Source organism: Sphingomonas sp. BK069 (assembly GCF_014193405.1).
Lineage (GTDB): Bacteria > Pseudomonadota > Alphaproteobacteria > Sphingomonadales > Sphingomonadaceae > Sphingomonas.
Window position 1 is genome coordinate 849,592 of sequence record NZ_JACHZH010000001.1, and the last position, 16,471, is coordinate 866,062.

General features: G+C 71.0%; 18 protein-coding genes and 1 tRNA gene. 8 read left to right on the plus strand and 11 right to left on the minus strand.

Annotated features, from left to right (window positions below; all coding sequences use genetic code 11):
- Nucleotides 1-25 precede the first annotated feature (25 nt).
- Together FHY02_RS04305 and secG are read right to left on the minus strand one after the other, a co-directional pair.
- Nucleotides 26-1,660 carry a CTP synthase gene (locus FHY02_RS04305; RefSeq protein ID WP_183920641.1) on the minus strand — a complete coding sequence of 545 codons (1,635 nt, stop codon included), beginning with the start codon at nt 1,658-1,660 and terminating at the stop codon, nt 26-28.
- A gap of 84 nt (nt 1,661-1,744) precedes the next feature.
- Nucleotides 1,745-2,140, minus strand: a complete 396-nt coding sequence (gene secG / locus FHY02_RS04310) for a preprotein translocase subunit SecG (RefSeq protein ID WP_183920642.1) — start codon at nt 2,138-2,140, stop codon at nt 1,745-1,747.
- A gap of 264 nt (nt 2,141-2,404) precedes the next feature.
- Here secG and FHY02_RS04315 point away from each other — a divergent pair, with 264 nt between their 5' ends.
- The 8 genes from FHY02_RS04315 to eda all read left to right on the plus strand — a co-directional run bounded on the left by FHY02_RS04315 (nt 2,405) and on the right by eda (nt 10,117).
- Nucleotides 2,405-2,740 carry a MarR family transcriptional regulator gene (locus FHY02_RS04315; RefSeq protein WP_132908177.1) on the plus strand — a complete coding sequence of 112 codons (336 nt, stop codon included), beginning with the start codon at nt 2,405-2,407 and terminating at the stop codon, nt 2,738-2,740.
- Nucleotides 2,685-3,047, plus strand: a complete 363-nt coding sequence (locus tag FHY02_RS04320; RefSeq protein ID WP_311721336.1) for an SH3 domain-containing protein — start codon at nt 2,685-2,687, stop codon at nt 3,045-3,047. Before FHY02_RS04315 ends, FHY02_RS04320 begins: the two co-directional genes overlap by 56 nt.
- Entirely contained in the window at nt 3,044-3,973 is a 930-nt protein-coding gene (argC, locus tag FHY02_RS04325; RefSeq protein ID WP_183920643.1) for an N-acetyl-gamma-glutamyl-phosphate reductase, read from the plus strand. Before FHY02_RS04320 ends, argC begins: the two co-directional genes overlap by 4 nt.
- A 21-nt stretch (nt 3,974-3,994) precedes the next feature.
- A complete protein-coding gene (gene zwf / locus FHY02_RS04330; protein ID WP_183920644.1) occupies nt 3,995-5,458 on the plus strand; it encodes a glucose-6-phosphate dehydrogenase in 1,464 nt (487 codons plus the stop codon).
- A gap of 355 nt (nt 5,459-5,813) precedes the next feature.
- Nucleotides 5,814-6,518 carry a 6-phosphogluconolactonase gene (gene pgl, locus FHY02_RS04335; RefSeq protein ID WP_183920645.1) on the plus strand — a complete coding sequence of 235 codons (705 nt, stop codon included), beginning with the start codon at nt 5,814-5,816 and terminating at the stop codon, nt 6,516-6,518.
- A gap of 106 nt (nt 6,519-6,624) precedes the next feature.
- Complete coding sequence (edd, locus tag FHY02_RS04340) at nt 6,625-8,439, plus strand: phosphogluconate dehydratase (protein WP_183920646.1); 1,815 nt, start codon at nt 6,625-6,627, stop codon at nt 8,437-8,439.
- Nucleotides 8,440-8,541: 102 nt separating this feature from the next.
- Nucleotides 8,542-9,507: a glucokinase gene (glk, locus tag FHY02_RS04345; protein WP_183920647.1), complete on the plus strand. Its 966-nt coding sequence runs from the start codon at nt 8,542-8,544 to the stop codon at nt 9,505-9,507.
- Between the two features lie 4 nt (nt 9,508-9,511).
- The gene (eda, locus tag FHY02_RS04350) at nt 9,512-10,117 is read left to right on the plus strand and encodes a bifunctional 4-hydroxy-2-oxoglutarate aldolase/2-dehydro-3-deoxy-phosphogluconate aldolase (RefSeq protein WP_183920648.1); all 606 of its coding nucleotides are present in this window, start codon (nt 9,512-9,514) and stop codon (nt 10,115-10,117) included.
- 197 nt (nt 10,118-10,314) lie between these two features.
- On the opposite strand, the gene FHY02_RS04355 is transcribed toward eda, so the two are convergent.
- From FHY02_RS04355 to FHY02_RS04395, 9 genes are all read right to left on the minus strand, one after another.
- The gene (locus FHY02_RS04355) at nt 10,315-11,367 is read right to left on the minus strand and encodes a Glu/Leu/Phe/Val dehydrogenase family protein (protein ID WP_183920649.1); all 1,053 of its coding nucleotides are present in this window, start codon (nt 11,365-11,367) and stop codon (nt 10,315-10,317) included.
- A gap of 93 nt (nt 11,368-11,460) precedes the next feature.
- A tRNA-His gene (locus FHY02_RS04360) sits at nt 11,461-11,537 on the minus strand.
- Nucleotides 11,538-11,585: 48 nt separating this feature from the next.
- Nucleotides 11,586-12,305, minus strand: coding sequence for a type II secretion system protein N (gspN, locus tag FHY02_RS04365; protein ID WP_183920650.1), 720 nt, complete (start codon nt 12,303-12,305; stop codon nt 11,586-11,588).
- Nucleotides 12,305-12,781, minus strand: a complete 477-nt coding sequence (gspM, locus tag FHY02_RS04370; protein WP_183920651.1) for a type II secretion system protein GspM — start codon at nt 12,779-12,781, stop codon at nt 12,305-12,307. Before gspM ends, gspN begins: the two co-directional genes overlap by 1 nt.
- Entirely contained in the window at nt 12,778-13,863 is a 1,086-nt protein-coding gene (gene gspL / locus FHY02_RS04375; RefSeq protein ID WP_183920652.1) for a type II secretion system protein GspL, read from the minus strand. Before gspL ends, gspM begins: the two co-directional genes overlap by 4 nt.
- Nucleotides 13,860-14,822, minus strand: coding sequence for a type II secretion system minor pseudopilin GspK (gspK, locus tag FHY02_RS04380; RefSeq protein ID WP_183920653.1), 963 nt, complete (start codon nt 14,820-14,822; stop codon nt 13,860-13,862). The genes gspL and gspK overlap by 4 nt, the downstream gene beginning before the upstream one ends.
- Complete coding sequence (gene gspJ / locus FHY02_RS04385) at nt 14,809-15,513, minus strand: type II secretion system minor pseudopilin GspJ (RefSeq protein WP_183920654.1); 705 nt, start codon at nt 15,511-15,513, stop codon at nt 14,809-14,811. The genes gspK and gspJ overlap by 14 nt, the downstream gene beginning before the upstream one ends.
- Nucleotides 15,510-15,899, minus strand: coding sequence for a type II secretion system minor pseudopilin GspI (gene gspI, locus FHY02_RS04390; protein WP_132907808.1), 390 nt, complete (start codon nt 15,897-15,899; stop codon nt 15,510-15,512). Before gspI ends, gspJ begins: the two co-directional genes overlap by 4 nt.
- Nucleotides 15,886-16,380: a GspH/FimT family pseudopilin gene (locus FHY02_RS04395; RefSeq protein ID WP_183920655.1), complete on the minus strand. Its 495-nt coding sequence runs from the start codon at nt 16,378-16,380 to the stop codon at nt 15,886-15,888. The genes gspI and FHY02_RS04395 overlap by 14 nt, the downstream gene beginning before the upstream one ends.
- Nucleotides 16,381-16,471 lie beyond the last annotated feature (91 nt).

A 16,471-nucleotide genomic window follows, 5' to 3' on the forward strand; every position in this document is an offset into this window, starting at 1 on the left:
GCTCGCCGGAGCGGTCGTCGCACCCCTACACTAGCCGGCTCTGCTTGAGCGCGGCCTCGATGAAGCTGGCGAACAGCGGGTGCGGATCGAACGGCTTGCTCTTCAGCTCCGGGTGGAACTGGACGCCGACGAACCACGGGTGGTCGGGGCGCTCGACGATCTCGGGCAAGGTACCGTCGGGCGACATGCCCGAGAACACCAGCCCACCCTTTTCCAGCGCCTCGCGATAGCCGGTGTTGACCTCGTAGCGGTGCCGATGCCGCTCGGAGATCTGCGTGTCGCCGTAGATGGAGGCGACCACGCTGTTGCCCGCGAGCGTCGCGTCATAGGCGCCGAGCCGCATCGTACCGCCGAGATCGCCCTGCGCCTCGCGCTGCTCGAGCCCGTCACGGCCCATCCACTCGGTGATCAGGCCGACGACGGGCTGCTCGGTCGGACCGAACTCGGTCGACGAGGCCTCGGCGATGCCGGCGAGGTCGCGCGCGCCCTCGATGCACGCCATCTGCATGCCGAAGCAGATGCCGAAATAGGGGATCTCGCGCTCGCGCGCGAACCGCACCGACTTGATCTTGCCTTCGGCGCCGCGCTCGCCGAACGCGCCGGGCACGAGGATCGCGTCGAGCGGCTCGAGCTGGCTGACGATCTCCTCGTCGTCGTGCTCGAACAGCTCGGCGTCGATCCAGCGGACGTTGACCTTGACGCGATTGGCGATCCCGCCGTGGACCAGCGCCTCGTTGAGCGACTTATAGGCGTCCTGCAGGCCGACGTACTTGCCGACCACGCCCACGGTCACCTCGCCCTCCGGGTGCTGGAGGCGATCGACGATCTCCTGCCAGCGGCTGAGGTCGGGCGGCGACGAGGGCGTAATGCCGAAGGCGCGCAGCACCTCCGAGTCGAGCCCCTCGGCGTGATATTGCAGCGGCACCGCATAGATGCTGGCGGCGTCGAGCGCGGGGATGACCGCGCTCTCGGGCACGTTGCAGAACAGCGCGATCTTGGCGCGCTCCGACACCGGGAGCGGCTTCTCGCAGCGGCACACCAGCACGTCGGGCTGGACGCCGAGCGCGGCGAGCTCGCGTACCGAATGCTGCGTCGGCTTGGTCTTCAGCTCACCCGCCGCGGCGATGTACGGCACGAGCGTGACATGGACCGAGATCGCGTTGCCGCGGCCGACCTCGTTCTTGAGCTGGCGGATCGCCTCGATGAAGGGCAGCGACTCGATGTCGCCCACCGTGCCGCCGATCTCGCACAGCACGAAATCGAGGTCGTCGGTCTCGGCGCGCGCGAACGCCTTGATCGCGTCGGTGACGTGCGGGATAACCTGCACCGTCGCGCCGAGATAGTCGCCGCGCCGCTCGCGCTCGATGATCGTCTTGTAGATACGGCCGGAGGTGATGTTGTCCGACTGGCGCGACGCCACGCCGGTGAAGCGCTCGTAATGGCCGAGGTCGAGATCGGTCTCGGCGCCGTCGTCGGTGACGTACACCTCGCCGTGCTGATACGGGCTCATCGTCCCCGGATCGACGTTGAGATAGGGGTCGAACTTGCGGATGCGCACGCGATAGCCGCGCGCCTGGAGCAGCGCCGCGAGGCTCGCCGCCATGAGACCCTTACCGAGCGAGGAGACCACGCCGCCGGTGATGAAGATATACCGCGCCATGGGGCGAACTGCCTAACCTTATAGTACGAGCGAGGGCAAGCGCGCGGTGAGGCCGCGCGCGACGAGTCGACGCTGTGGGAGTGATCAGCGCGCCAGCGGCACGCCGTTGTCGGCCGGCGCCGGGACGGGCGCGGCGGCGTTCGCCGGCTCACCCGCGAGCGGGACCTGCGCGGCGGCGTCGGGCTGAGTCGGCGCCGGCTGCTGGGTCTGCGCCGCGGGAACGCGCCGCTGCAGCGAGGTGTCGACCGACACCGCACCGCGGTGCGCCGCGATGAAGGCGAGGACGATGCTCATCACCACGAAGATTCCCGCCAGCACCGAGGTGGCGCGCGTGAGGAAGTCCGCCGCGCCGCGCGCCGACATCAGCCCCGACGGACTGCCCGACGAGGTCAGGCCGCCGCCTTCCGAGCGCTGCATCAGGATCACGGTGACGAGGGCAGCCGCGATGATGGCCTGGACGACGAGCAGGAAGGTGAACATGGGAGCGACGCGGGTCCGATACAGCGAGGGGCACGCGCGACCAGGTCGCGCACGCCGGATGGCGGGCACATAGGGGAGCGGCGGGCGCGGATCAACCGCGCCGCTCGCCCCCGGAACGGCACGATTTCGCCTCGCTAATTCGTAACATGGCTGAAACCAGCCGCGGAAGCGGGCGTTATTCTCGCACAAACCCGGAACGGACCGGGCGTGATGCAGCGGGACGAGGACGTGGCAACATTGGCGCAACCCGAACTCAGTTCGTGGATGAACGCGCTGGTCGATTACGTGCGCTCGGGCGAGCCCGACCTCACCAATCGCCAGATGGCGCTCCTCCTGGTCGTTTACTTGCGGCCCGGGCCGCACACGGTGCGTGGTCTGGCGCGTGTTCTCAACGTCTCCAAACCCGTGGTGACGCGCGCCTTGAACAGACTGGGTGCGCTCGGCTATCTGCGCCGCCAACGCGACGACAGCGACAAGCGCAACATCTTCGTCGCGCGTACATCCGAAGGGGCAGATTTTCTTGAGGAGTTCGGCCAGTTCATCGGTGACGGCGACCACCCGCCCGCCCGCGCCGTCGGGCAGCAGCACGTCACCGCGTAGCGGCTTCACGCTGACGGGGCGGTCGCGCACGCTCGACCCGCGCACCCATGCCGTGCGCGCCGACATCGCCGACGTCCGCCTCGCTGACCGCGTCTTCGCGCCGCATTACGCCGCGCCGCTGCGCCGGGCCCTCGCCACGGCGGCGACGTTGCGCGAATCGCGCGACCCTGCCTCTGCGGCGCTGGCGGAGCTGCCCGCGGGCGCGGCGTTCGACCTGCTCGACCTCACCGGCGGCGTCGCCTGGGGGATCGCGGTGGAGCTCAGTCTCGTCGGCTATGTCGACGCCGCGACAGTGCGCGCGGCGTGACGGTCTCGGTCTTCATCGACGGCGCCGCTGGTACCACGGGGCTGGAGATCCGCGAGCGGCTCGCAGGCCGTGGCGACGTCGCAGTGGTGACGATCGACGAGGCGCGCCGCAAGGACGCCGCCGCGCGCGCCGAGGCACTCAACGACGCCGACGTCGTGATCCTCTGCCTCCCCGACGAGGCCGCACGCGAGGCGGTGGCGATGATCGCCAACGATCGCACGCGGGTGATCGACGCCTCGACGGCGCATCGGGTCGCGGCCGACTGGACCTATGGCTTCGCCGAGCTGGAGCCCGACCAGGGCGATCGCATCGCGGCGGCGCGTCTGGTCGCCAATCCGGGCTGCTATCCCACCGGCTTCCTCGCGCTCGTCCGACCGCTCGTGCGCGCGGGACTGCTCGCCGCCGACGCGCCGCTCAGCGTCAACGCCGCGTCGGGCTATTCCGGCGGTGGGAAGGCGATGATCGCTGAGTTCGAGGGCGGCGAGGCGGTCACCGCCTTTCGCCCCTACGCGCTGGCGCTCGCGCACAAGCATGTCGGCGAGATGACGCGGCACGCCGGACTCGCTGTCGCGCCGATCTTCCAGCCAGCAGTGGCGCGCACCTATCGCGGGATGGTGGTGCAGGTGCCGCTTCACCTCAGCCAGCTCGCCCGCCGCGCCACGCTCACCGACCTGTCCGAGGTGCTGGCCGCCGCCTATGACGGCGAGCGCGTCGTCCGCTTCGCGCACGAGGCGGCGACGGTGGTGAAGATCGAGGACGACGCGGGGACCGACCGCATGACGCTGCGCGTCGTCGGCAACCAGGCCAGCGGCCAAGCGCTGCTGATCGCCACGCTCGACAATCTCGGCAAGGGCGCCGCCGGTGCGGCGGTGCAGAACCTCAATATCATGGCCGGCTTCGACCCCGTCGCCGGTCTGACCCTCTAGAAAGCGACGCAGGAGACTCAGATGGAGCGCAATCCGGTGGGCAAGCTGCTGCTGTTCGGTGCGACCGGCGACCTCGCCAAGCGAATGCTGCTGCCCTCGCTTTACGGGCTGCACGCCGACGGGCTGCTGCCCGCCGGTCTGACGATCACCGGCTCGGCCCGCAGCGACCTTGACGACAACGCCTTCCGCGACGTCACGCGCAAGGCGCTCGACGAGTTCCTGCCGGCCGACCGCAAGGACGCGAGTGCGATCGATAGCTTCCTCCAGCGACTCCAGTTCCAGCCCGCCGACCTGTCCGACCCGAACAGCTTCCAGCCGCTCGCCGACAAGATCGGCGACGTGTCGAGCGGACTGGCGATCTATCTGTCCACAGCGCCCTCGCTGTTCGAGCCCGCGGTGCGCGGGCTGGAGAGCGTCGGCCTCGCGGGCGACACGGTGCGGATCGGGCTGGAGAAGCCGCTCGGCTACGACCTCGAGTCGAGCCGCGAGATCAACGACACCGTCGCCTCTGCCTTCCCCGAGGACAGGATCTTCCGGATCGATCATTATCTCGGCAAGGAGACGGTGCAGAACATCCTCGCGCTGCGTTTCGGCAACTCGATGTTCGAGCCGATCTGGAATGCCACGGGGATCGACAACGTCCAGATCACGATCGCCGAGACGGTGGGGCTCGAGGATCGCGCCGGTTATTACGAGGGCGCGGGGGCGCTGCGCGACATGGTGGCCAACCACGTGCTTCAGCTGGTCGCGCTGATCGCGATGGAACCCCCGGCATTGTACGACGGCACCGCGATCCGCGACGAGAAGGCCAAGGTCTTCCGCTCGCTGCGCCACATGAAGCCTGAGGAGGTGCAGGGCTATACCGTCACCGGCCAGTATGAGGAGGGCGCGGTCAGCGGCAAGGTCGTGCGCGGCTACGACTCCGAGCTCGGCTATGACAGCGACGTCGAGACCTTCGTCGCGATCAAGGCGTTCGTCGACAATTGGCGCTGGCAGGGCGTGCCCTTCTACCTGCGCACCGGCAAGCGCATGGCCAAGCGCCGCAGCGAGATCGCGATCCAGTTCAAGCCGGTGCCGCACTCGATGTTCTCGGGACGCGGCGGGCTGCTCCAGCCCAACAAGCTGATCATCCGCCTCCAGCCCGAGGAATATATCCAGCTGCTGGTGATGACCAAGGAGCCGGGGCTCGACCGAGAGGGGATCAAGCTGCGCGAGGTGCCGCTCAACTTGAGCCTCGACGCGCAGTTCGCGGGCTCGCGCCGGCGCATCGCATATGAGCGGCTGCTCCTCGATCTGATCGAGGGCGATCAGACCTTGTTCGTCCGCCGCGACGAGGTCGAGGCGCAGTGGAAATGGATCGACGCGATCCGCGCCGGCTGGGCCGCGGCGCAGACCAAGCCGAAACATTATGCCGCGGGAACCTGGGGCCCGGCCGGCGCGATCGCACTGACCGAGCGCGACGGCGTGAGCTGGCACGACGACTGAGAGGTTCGGTGTTCCTGCGCAGGCAGGAACCCAGGGTTGTCGAGCGGTGCGCCCGTGGCTCTGGGCTCTTCCTGCGCAGGAGCGGGAGTCGCCTCATCGTGCCGCTGACTCGGCGAAGGCTGGGGACCATGTGAGCAGGCTGTCGTGGGTCCCACCTGCCATCTCCCATCTGGCCCCCCGCGTTCGCCGGGTTGTTGGCTCGCGCTAGACCGGTTGCTTAGCCCCGACCCTCGTCCCGCTCACCGCATTGCTCGGTTGACCTGACCGAACTTCCTGCGAAAGCAGGGCGACGACCCTGCCGGCGCGTACCCGCGCGGCGACCAGCGCGACCCGACGCGTCGCGACGGAGAGAGATATGACCGAGATCGAATGGTGGGAATATGACGACGCGGCCGAGCTGGCCGACGCCGTCGCGGGCGACATCCAGTTCGTCGTCGAGAGCGCGATCGACGCGCGCGGCTCGGCGGTGATCGCCTTGGCGGGCGGCAAGACCCCCCTGCCCGCCTATGAGAAGCTGGCCCAAGCCAAGCTCGACTGGAAGCGCGTGACGATCATCCCCGGCGACGAGCGTATCGTCCCGCTCGGCGACCCGCTCTCCAACGTCACCGCTTTGGGCAAGATCTTCATACCCAAGGGCGCGCGCGTGATGCCGATCGTGCCCAAGGCCACCGACGACTATAAGGCGGCGGGCCGCTCCGCCGACGCGCTGATGCAGGACCTGCACTGGCCGCTGGACCTATGCCTGCTCGGCGTCGGCGGTGACGGCCACACCGCCTCGATCTTCCCCGGCCCCGATTATGACGAGGCGCTCAACGGGCCGAAGGAGCGCCGTGCGCTCGGCGTCATGCCCGATCCGCTGCCACCCGAGGCGCCGGTGGCGCGCGTCACGCTCAGCCGCCAGGCGATCGCCACCGCACGCGCGCTGATGATCGCGGTGACCGGCGACGCCAAGCGCAAGGTGATCGAGGACGCGATCAAGGAGGGCGCTGGCTCGCCCTATCCGATCGGCCGCGTGCTCGCCGACGTCGAGCTGCCCGTCGACATTCACTGGGCCGCCTGAGAAGCGCACACATACGTATTCCGACCTCGCGGGACTTGAGTGCGGCAGGGCCCTGCCGCACAACCGCGCCGCCGCGCGACGACCCGCCCGAGCCGAAGGTAGCAGCATGAATCCAGCCGTCAGCGCCGTCACCGATCGGATCATCGAGCGCTCGCGCCCGACCCGCCAGGCGTATCTCTCGCTGATCGAGCGCGAGCGTGACGGCTGGATCGGCCGCCCGCGGCTCGGCTGCGCCAATCTCGCGCATGCCTATGCCGGCACGCCCGAGGACCGCGATGCGATGACGACGCGGCACGAGGCGATGAACATCGGCCTCGTCACCGCCTATAACGACATGCTCTCGGCGCATGCGGTCTATTACCGCTATCCCGAGCAGATGAAGGTGTGGGCGCGCGAGGTCGGCGCCACTGCGCAGGTGGCAGGCGGCGTGCCCGCGATGTGCGACGGCGTCACCCAAGGCTATGCCGGCATGGAGCTGTCACTGTTCAGCCGCGACACGATCGCGCTCAGCACCGCGGTGGCGCTGAGCCACGGCACCTTCGAAGGCGCGGCTCTGCTCGGCATCTGCGACAAGATCGTGCCTGGGCTGCTGATGGGCGCGCTGCGCTTCGGCCACCTGCCGATGATCCTGATCCCCGGCGGCCCGATGCCCTCGGGCCTGCCCAACAAGGCCAAGGCGGCGGTGCGCGAGCGCTTCGCCGAGGGCCAGGCAACCCGCGACGAGCTGCTCGACGCCGAGATCCAGGCCTATCACACCCAGGGCACCTGCACCTTCTACGGCACCGCCAATACCAATCAGATGATGATGGAGGTGATGGGGCTGCACATGCCGGGCGCCGCCTTCGTCAATCCCGGCACCAAGCTGCGCCAGGAGCTGACGCGCGCCGCGGTCCACCGGCTCGCCGCGATCGGCGTGCACGGCGACGATTACCGCCCGCTTGGCGTCTGCGTCGACGAGAAGGCGATCGTCAACGCCGCGGTCGGGCTGCTCGCCACCGGCGGCTCGACCAACCACCTGCTCCATCTTCCCGCGATCGCGCGCGCCGCGGGCATCGTGATCGACTGGGAGGATTTCGACCGGCTCTCCGCCGCGGTGCCGACCGTCGCGCGGGTCTATCCCAACGGCTCGGCCGACGTGAACGCGTTCGAGGCGGCGGGCGGCATGCCCTTCGTGATCCGCGAGCTGATCGGCGCCGGCTATCTCCACCGCGACCTGATGACCGTCGCCGGCGACGATCTCTCCGCCTATGGCGAGCGCCCGATGATCGAGGGCGAGCAGCTGACGTGGCAGGCGGTGCCGGCGAGCGGCGACGAGACCATCCTGCGCCCGGCCGACCGGCCCTTTTCGCCCGACGGCGGCATGCGCATCCTCCAGGGCAATATCGGCCGCGCCTGCATCAAGGTGTCCGCGGTCGAGCGCGAGCGCTGGGTGGTCGAGGCGCCCGCCCGCGTCTTCGCCGACCAGCTCGAGGTACTCGCCGCCTTCCGCAACGGCGAGCTGGAGCGCGACGTCGTCGTGGTCGTCCGCTTCCAGGGTCCGCGCGCCAACGGCATGCCCGAGCTGCACAAACTCACCCCGCCGTTGGGCGTGTTGCAGAACCGCGGCTTCAAGGTGGCGCTCGTCACCGACGGGCGCATGTCGGGCGCGAGCGGCAAGGTTCCGTGCGCGATTCACTGTTCGCCCGAGGCACTGGGTGGGGGCGCGATCGGGCTGATCCGCGACGGCGACCTGATCCGGGTCGACGCCGAGGCGGGCACGCTCACCGCCTTGGTCGACGCCGACGAATGGGCGGCACGCACCCTCGCTGTGGCACCGCCCCCCGCCAGCGGCATGGGGCGCGAGCTGTTCGGGCTGTTCCGCGGACTCGCCGACGAGGCCGAGAAAGGTGCCAGCGCGATACTGGCGGGCGCCGGATTGTAGTAGCGTCGCGGCCCTCTCCCGCGGGAAGAGGGGCACGAGCGCGGCATCGCGGCGGCTGCCGCGGCGACCGCTGGCCCGCGCGACGGGGAGAGGGAGAAGAGCATGCAGATCGTATCGGTGGACATCGGCGGCACCCACGCCCGCTTCGCCATCGCCGAGGTCGACAACGGCCGCGTCCAGTCGCTCGGCGAGCCAGTGACGCTCAAGACCGCCGAGCACGCCAGTCTCCAGACCGCCTATGAGGCATTTCGCGCGCGCCAGGGCGGCACGCTGCCCCCTGCCGCCGCGATCGCGGTGGCCTCGCCGATCACCGGCGACGTCATCCGCCTGACGAACAATCCGTGGGTGATCCGCCCGTCGCTGATCCCGGAGCGGCTCGGCGCCGAACAATGGACCATCATCAACGACTTCGGCGCGATCGGGCATGCGGTGGCGCAGCTGCCGGACGAGGATTTCGAGCATCTTTGCGGCCCCGCGACGCCGCTGCCCGGCGACGGCGTCACCACCGTCTGCGGCCCCGGCACGGGGTTGGGCGTGGCGCAGGTCTTCAAGCGCGACGGACGCTATTCGGTGCTGCCGACCGAGGGCGGGCACATGGACTATGCCCCGCTCGACGGCATCGAGGACGCCATCCTGAAGCGGCTGCGCAAGACCTACACGCGCGTCTCCGCCGAGCGGATCGTCGCCGGTCCCGGCATCGTCGCGATCTACGAGACGCTCGCCGAGCTCGAGGGCCGCGCGGTGCTTCGCCGCGACGACAAGGCGATCTGGACCGAGGCGCTGGAGGGCACCGATTCGATCGCGCTCGCCGCGCTCGACCGTTTCTGCCTCGCGCTCGGCGCGGTGGCGGGGGACCTCGCGCTGGCGCAAGGCGCGCAGGGCGTCGTGATTGCCGGCGGGCTCGGCCTGCGGATCAAGGATAAGCTGCTGCGCTCGGGCTTCGACCAGCGCTTCGTCTCCAAGGGCCGCTTCCAGTCGATGATGGCGGCGATCCCGGTCAAGCTCATCACCCATCCCCAGCCCGGCCTGTTCGGCGCCGCGGCGGCTTTCGCGCAGGAGCACCAGTGAGACCATGAGCGACATCGAGACCGTGATGCGCACCAGCCCGGTAATCCCGGTGCTGGTGATCAAGGACGCCGGGCAGGCGCGCGGGCTGGCCGAGGCATTGGTCGCCGGCGGGCTCAAGGTGCTGGAGGTGACGCTGCGCACCCCCGCCGCGCTCGACGCGATCCGCGCGATGAAGGAAGTGCCCGGCGCGATCGTCGGCGCGGGTACCGTCGTCACCGCAGAGCAGGTGGCGCAGGTGAAGGACGCGGGCGCCGAATTCATCGTCTCGCCGGGCCTGTCGCAGAAGCTGGGTGAGACCATCCAGGCGAGCGGCATTCCCTGGCTGCCCGGCGTCGCCACCGCCGGCGACATCATGCGCGGGCTCGACATGGGCCTGTCGCACTTCAAGTTCTTCCCGGCCGAGACGAGCGGCGGGATCAAGGCGCTCAAGGCGTTGGCGGCGCCCTTCTACCAGTGCCGCTTCTGCCCGACCGGCGGCATCACTGAGGCGAGCGCGCCCGACTGGCTCGCGCTCGACCCGGTGCTGTGCGTCGGCGGCAGCTGGGTGACCGAGGGCACGCTGCCCGAGATCCAGGCGCGCGCGCGGGCGGCGGCGGGATTGGCGCGGTAAAGAGTTGGCGAGAGGCGGGAGGTCGGCCGGTCGAAGGCAGAGGCCCGCGCCCTCCATCCGTCATCCCGGACTTGGTCCGGGATCCACCGCGCCGCGTACCTACCGGCGCCTGAGTACGGGGGCTAGAGGATCCCGGACCAAGTCCGGGATGACGGTAGTGGGAGCGCCGCACAGCGTGACACGGCGCACCTCCCCGCTCACGCGCGCCCGATCAGCCGCCGCGCGATCCGGTCCGCGACCTCGGCCGTCGGGTCGCCCGTCGCCGCGGCCTCGTCCCACACCTGGTCGAGCCGGCCGGGGATCTGCGCGATCCGCGCCATCACCTCGGCCTCGTCGCCGTGCCCGAGATACTCGAGCCCGACGTTGATGATCCCGCCCGCGTTGATGACGTAATCGGGCGCGTAGACCACGCCCGCGTCATGAAGCCGTCGCCCGTCCGCAGCGGTGGCGAGCTGGTTGTTGGCACCGCCCGCGACGATCTTCGCCTTGAGCGTAGAGATCGACTGTTCCGTCAGGATCGCGCCCAGCGCATTGGGGCTGACGATGTCGACGTCGGCGCTCAGGATCGCGTCGGGCGCCACCACGGTCGCGCCCAGTTCGGCCGCCAGCCGCTCGGCGCGCGCCTGGTCGACGTCGGCGAGTGTCAGCATCGCGCCGTCGCGCGCGAGCAGCTTGGCGAGTCCGCCACCGACCGAGCCGAGCCCTTGGATTGCCACGCGGACGCCCTTGACGTCATCGCTTCCGAGCCCGCGCTTGGCGGCGGCGCGGACTCCGAGATAAACGCCGTGCGCGGTGTACGGCCCGGGATCGCCGCCCGCCGCGCCCTGCGCCACGGGAAGGCCGGAGACGTAGCGCGTCTCCTCGGCGATCACCTTCATCCGCGCCTCGGACATGCCGACGTCCTCCGCGGTGACGTAGCGCCCGCCGAGCGACTCGACCGCGCGGCCGAAGGCGCGCAGCTGCGCCTCGCTGATCGTCTCGCCCGGCTGGGACGCGAGCACCACACCCTTGCCGCCGCCCAGCGCCAGACCCGCCATCGCGTTCTTGTAGCTCATCCCGCGCGACAGCCGCAGCGCGTCGGTGAGCGCGCGCGAATCATCGGCATAATGCCAGAAGCGCACCCCGCCCGCCGCCGGCCCAAGCGCGGTGGAGTGGACCGCGACCACTGCCTTGAGCCCGGAGGCCGGATCGGCGAACAGGTGGAGCCCTTCATGGGCGTCGAAATCGGGATAGTCCCACAGCGAGGTCATCACGCCTCCGTCAAGCGCAGCAGAATATTACCGCGTAGCGCAATATTCGTAGCCGGCGGCCGACGCCAGCGCGAAATGCAGATGAGGGAGAAATGGGGCGATCGACGGGACTTGAACCCGCGACCCTCGGTACCACAAACCGATGCTCTAACCAACTGAGCTACGATCGCCGCGAAGGCCGGTCCCCTAGCGGGGCGCGTGGCCCCTCGTCAAGGCGCTCAGAATCTTCCTTCCACCGCGAACGTGCGGGCCGCCCCATTGGCGACGAACCCGCCGGCGTCGAGCCGCGCCGCGACCGTCGGGTCGGTCGGCACCAGCGTCAGCTCGGCGCGGTAGCGGCCGTCGGGCCATAGCCGCAGGTTGACCCCCTCGCCCGCCCCGCTGCTCAGCGGCAGCAGCAGCGCGCCCGCGTCACAGCGCGCCGCGCCGCTGATCGCGCCGGGCAGCGGCTGGCCGAGGAACTGCCCCGACAGCGTCGCGCGGACGCGGCCCTCGGCCTGCTCGCAGGCCGAGTCGACGAAGCGCACGGTGACGTCGTCGAGGTCGAGCGCGGTCACGGGCAGCGGGCGAAAGGCGTTGCCGGGCGTCAGCGGCCCGCGCGCGCCGATGATCGCGGCGCGGTTGCGCGCCAGCTCGACCGTGCCGGACAGCTGGCGCGACGGGTCGGCGCTCGCGCCGGCCAGCGCGATCCGGGCGCGCCCGATCAGCAGTGCGAGCGGCGACACGCCGGCATCGAGATCACCCAGCGCGATGTCGCCGAAGCGCGCCTCGATCAGCCGGCCCGACCAGAGGCTGCCGGTCACCTCCCGCGCGGTGAAGCCCTGCGCGTCGAGCCCGGCCCAGCCGAGCGCCAGTCGCATCGGCAGGAAGGCCAGCACCGCCAGCACGAACAGCGCGATGAAGAGCGCGCGGCGCCCGGTAGCGAGCCGGATCCGCATCACTCGCCCCGCTGCCGCAGGCTGAGCTGCGCGGTGACGCTGCCCGCGCCGCTGCCGGTGACGCTGAGCGAGTCGACCAGGATGCCCTCCTGCTCCAGCCCTGCGACCCAGCGCATCAGCGCCCCGGCGCGCGCGCTGGTGATCGAGGTGCGGACCTGATCGGGCGCGACCACATCGAGCGAGGCCAAAGCGAAGCCCGCCGCATCGGCGCGCGCGCGGACAACATCGGCGAGCGAGCCGCCGAGCGCAGTGGCGCCGCGGCGCTGGAGCGACTTGACCTGGGTGAGCCCGCTCTGCGCCGCGCCCAGCCGCACCACCGCGTCGGTGTAGCGCGCGCGCGACGACGAGAGGCCGTTGCGCACCGGCAGGATCACCGCCGCCCAGACGAGCGTCACGACGAGCAGCACGACCATAACCGCGATCAGCCGCCGCTCGCGCAGCGAGCGCGACTCGAACCAGGCGCGCGCGGCGTTCACGGCCGCACCGTCATGTCGCCGGTGAGCCGGTTGTTGGCCTGCTGGAACACGCTCGACTCCACCGTGAAGCCCGCGCCGGCGAGCCGCTGCTTGATCGTGTTGGCCTGCGCCTCACCGGCGAGCGAGAGCGACACGCGCAGCGAACCGTTGGGTTCGAACTGGAGCGCGGTAACCTCGCTCTCCGGCACCGCGTCGACGATCGCGTAGACCGCCGCGGCGGTGCGGGTGAAGCCCTGCCCCGGCCCGCGCAGCCGGGTCAGCCGCTCGCCGAGCAGTCGCGCCGAATTGCCGGCGTTCGCGCCGCGCGGCAGCGCCTGGCGCGCCACCGTGTCGGCCTGTGCCTCGATCGCGTCGGCGCCGAACGAGTAGCGCAGGATCCGCATCAGATCGATCGCGAGTGTCGCCAGCAGGATACAGCCGACCAGCACGGCCATGCGGCGCAGCAGCGCCCAGTCGACCGCGCGCTGGCGCCGCCGCGCGAATGCACCCTGGCGTAGGTCGATCGCCGGCGCGGCGATCGAGGCGACCGCGGCAGCGCGCACCGCGTCGCGCGCGAGCGGCGACGGGCGCTCGCCCGCGGTGATCAGCTCGGTGAGCAGTGGCTCGTCGGCCCAGCCGCTGGTGCGGCCGCGCACGACGCGCTGGCCCGGCAGGTCGGCGGCGACATAGCCTTCCTCCGGCACGGGCAGCAGCAACGGCGCGGGAACGATCGCGCCCGGGTCGATCCCGGCACGCGCGAGCGACTCCAGCCAGGCCGCCATGCGCGCCGGTGCCACGACCGCGATCGCGCGCTCGCCGCCCTTCTCGCCGCCGACCGCGATGTGGAGATCCTGCGCGGGCTCGGCGGTGGCGTCGCTCACCACCACACGCGCCGCGGCCAGCGCCTGCGCTGGCGAGCGCGCGGGCAGCTCGGCCCAGTGGAGCGTCACCGCGTCGGCGGGGGCGACCGCGATCACCGGCATCTCCTCGTCGCGCGCGGGCACGCCCTCGCCCTCGCGCTCGACGTGATCGTCGCGGATCCGCCACCAGCGCCACGGCTGGTCGTCGGCGGGAGGAAGGAAGAGGAGCGTGGCAGCGGTCATGACGCATCTCCCCATTGCCGCGTCACGAGCCGGACGGGAAGGGTCCGCGCGTCGATCAGCCCCTGTTCGTGCAATTCGGCGGTGCCGAGCGTCACGTCGACGCGCAGCGCGAACCACACTGTCTTGACGCTGGTCGACTGCGCGGCGCCGATCTGCGACGCGCCGCCGCTCTGGGTGGAGAGTTGGGCCCACATCTGGTCGACGCTGGACCAGCCGTTGGGCGGCCGGCGCAGCAGCACGCCCTGCGCCGCCTCGACGCTGAGGGACTCGCCCACCAGCATCGCCAGCAGCGGCGCCTGCTCGGGCAGCAGGGTGTTGACGTTGAAGACGTTGCGCTGCGCCAGCGGCAGGGTGCAGAGGTAGGGCCGCAGCGTGCGATACACCTCGGGCGTGACGCCGCGCACTGCGCGCAGCTCGCTGACGTCCGCCATCAGCACGCCCGCGGTGCGATAGCCGCGATAGTCGCTGTCCTCCGCGCCGCCGGAAAGCGGGCTATCGTCACTGTCGATCCAGTCGGCCGCCGCTGCGGCGACGCGGTCGCCATCGGGCACACGAAGCAGCCGCGCCAACCGCTGCAATTGTTGAAGCGACTCGATGTTGACGGCGTAGCTGCCGTCGGGCGCGCGCAGGACGAGACTGTTGAGGTTGAAGCAGTTGCCGCCGTCGGTGACGCGCGCCGTCGCGGAGCCGCCCGGGATCGGCAGCCCGAACGGGCGCCCGCTCCATCCCCCGGTCAAGGCGACGCGATCGCGCGCCTGGCTGAGCAGCGACGTCACGCGCGTGGTCGCCAGCGTCTCGGCGGCATAGGCGTAGCCGCGAGCGGCATCGAGCGCGACCGCGTTGGCCGCCAACCGGGTCGAGAGCCGCAGCCGCTCGAGCGCGCTCGCCGCCATGACGGAGATCACCGCGACGAGCAGCAGCACCGTCAGCAATGCCGCGCCGCGCTCACCGGGCCGCATCGCCGCCTCCCGGCATCCGCGCCGGCGCGCCCGTCCCCGGCGACACCGCACCACCGCCAGCGGCCACCCCCGACGATCCGCCGCCGCTCTCCTGTACGCGCCCCGCGCCGGTGCCCACGAGGAACAACAGTCGATACAGCCGTGAGTCGGCGCGGGTCACGACCAGCTCCACCGCCTGGGGCAGCGCGACCCGCGGATTGCCCTGCCAGGTATCGCTCCAGGCGCCGCGGTAGCGGAAGCGCAGCTGCACCGTGCGCACGCGATCGAGCAGCAGCGCAGGCGGCAGCGCCGCCGCGCCGTCGAGCGCCGGATAGGCGACTCGCTCGAGTCCGTCGCCGGCGAGGCGGTACTCCACCTTCTGCAACTCGGCGCGCGGTGCCTGATCGGGGTTGCTCCAGCCGGCGCGGACCAGCCGCAGCAGCGGCATCGCGGCGGCGTCGCCGCTGAAGGCGGGCAGCAGCACGCCGTTCACGTCACGCGTGTTGCGATCCTGAGCCTGGGCGAGGTCGGCGGTTAGGATCGAGGAGAGCCGGCTCAGCGCGCCGGTGTCGTCGAGCGCGATCTCGCTGGCTCCCTGCGCGCGCACGCTGAAGGCGAGCAACGCGACGCCCGCGGCCGCGATCATGCCGAAGATCATCAGCGCGATCATCACCTCGACCAAGGTGAAGCCGGCGTCGCGGCGCGCGCTCATCCCGCCACGTCCACCGACAGCGCTGGCGCAGGGGGCCGCACCATCGTCATGCGGCCGAGCACCGCACCGCCGGGATCGCTGACGCTGACATCGACCCGCATCACGTCGCCGTCGCCGAGCGGCTGTACCTCGCGCACCCAGGTCCAGGCGCGGCCGCCGTTCTGCTCCACGCCGGAGGAGCGCCCGCGCACCGGCGGCTCGGCGTCGGTCACCGCCTCGATCGCGACGTTGCGCGCCACCGCCTGCGCGAGCAGCGTGGCGGAGAGGGCGCCGGTCGAGCGGATCGTCTGACCCTCCAGCCGGATCAGCGCGAGCGCGGCGAGGCTGAACACCGCCAGCGCCACCATGATCTCGATCAGCGTGAAGCCGCGCTCAGCCCGCGACATGCGCGCGCCCGTCGGGCTCGATCACGACATCGGTGCGCGCGCCCTCGCGCGTCAGCGTGATCGTCAGCGGGCGGTCCGCCAATCCGGTGGTGTCGAAGGTGACGCGCTCGCGCACCAGTCCCGCCGCCGCGGTGCCGGGGCGCCACTGCTCGACCCCGAGGGGCGGCTCCATCGGCGTCCAGCGTCCACCACGCCACTGGTCGAAGCCGTAGCCGGTCTCGGTCACCCACAGGCTGACGGGCCGCGACTCGACGATCGCGGCGTCGTGCGCGCTGCGCGCGCGGGCGGCGAAGCGCGCCGCCTCGTCGGTCAGCCGGCCGCGGGTGTCGGGCATGGCGAGCACCGCCGCGGCCGAGGCGAGGCCGATCACGGTGATCACGACCATGAGCTCGATCAGGGTGAAGCCGCTGGTGGTGGGGTGCTTCTCAAGGCTCGCGCCCGGTGCGTTTGTCTCGACGACTGCCCTGCACCCCACCGTCATCCCGGACTCGTTCCGGGAACCACCGTTGCGCAGGAGCCGCGGCTCCGGGATACGCGGACCGGTGGATCCCGGAACAAATCCGGGATGACGG

Bases quoted from the DNA above. Each gene is read 5' to 3' on its own strand.
- FHY02_RS04305 (WP_183920641.1), bottom strand. From the start codon at position 1,660: ATGGCGCGGTATATCTTCATCACCGGCGGCGTGGTCTCCTCGCTCGGT.
- secG (WP_183920642.1), bottom strand. From the start codon at position 2,140: ATGTTCACCTTCCTGCTCGTCGTCCAGGCCATCATCGCGGCTGCCCTC.
- FHY02_RS04315 (WP_132908177.1), top strand. From the start codon at position 2,405: ATGAACGCGCTGGTCGATTACGTGCGCTCGGGCGAGCCCGACCTCACC.
- zwf (WP_183920644.1), top strand. From the start codon at position 3,995: ATGGAGCGCAATCCGGTGGGCAAGCTGCTGCTGTTCGGTGCGACCGGC.
- pgl (WP_183920645.1), top strand. From the start codon at position 5,814: ATGACCGAGATCGAATGGTGGGAATATGACGACGCGGCCGAGCTGGCC.
- edd (WP_183920646.1), top strand. From the start codon at position 6,625: ATGAATCCAGCCGTCAGCGCCGTCACCGATCGGATCATCGAGCGCTCG.
- glk (WP_183920647.1), top strand. From the start codon at position 8,542: ATGCAGATCGTATCGGTGGACATCGGCGGCACCCACGCCCGCTTCGCC.
- eda (WP_183920648.1), top strand. From the start codon at position 9,512: ATGAGCGACATCGAGACCGTGATGCGCACCAGCCCGGTAATCCCGGTG.
- FHY02_RS04355 (WP_183920649.1), bottom strand. From the start codon at position 11,367: ATGACCTCGCTGTGGGACTATCCCGATTTCGACGCCCATGAAGGGCTC.
- gspN (WP_183920650.1), bottom strand. From the start codon at position 12,305: ATGCGGATCCGGCTCGCTACCGGGCGCCGCGCGCTCTTCATCGCGCTG.
- gspL (WP_183920652.1), bottom strand. From the start codon at position 13,863: ATGACCGCTGCCACGCTCCTCTTCCTTCCTCCCGCCGACGACCAGCCG.
- gspK (WP_183920653.1), bottom strand. From the start codon at position 14,822: ATGCGGCCCGGTGAGCGCGGCGCGGCATTGCTGACGGTGCTGCTGCTC.
- gspJ (WP_183920654.1), bottom strand. From the start codon at position 15,513: ATGAGCGCGCGCCGCGACGCCGGCTTCACCTTGGTCGAGGTGATGATC.
- gspI (WP_132907808.1), bottom strand. From the start codon at position 15,899: ATGTCGCGGGCTGAGCGCGGCTTCACGCTGATCGAGATCATGGTGGCG.
- FHY02_RS04395 (WP_183920655.1), bottom strand. From the start codon at position 16,380: ATGACGGTGGGGTGCAGGGCAGTCGTCGAGACAAACGCACCGGGCGCG.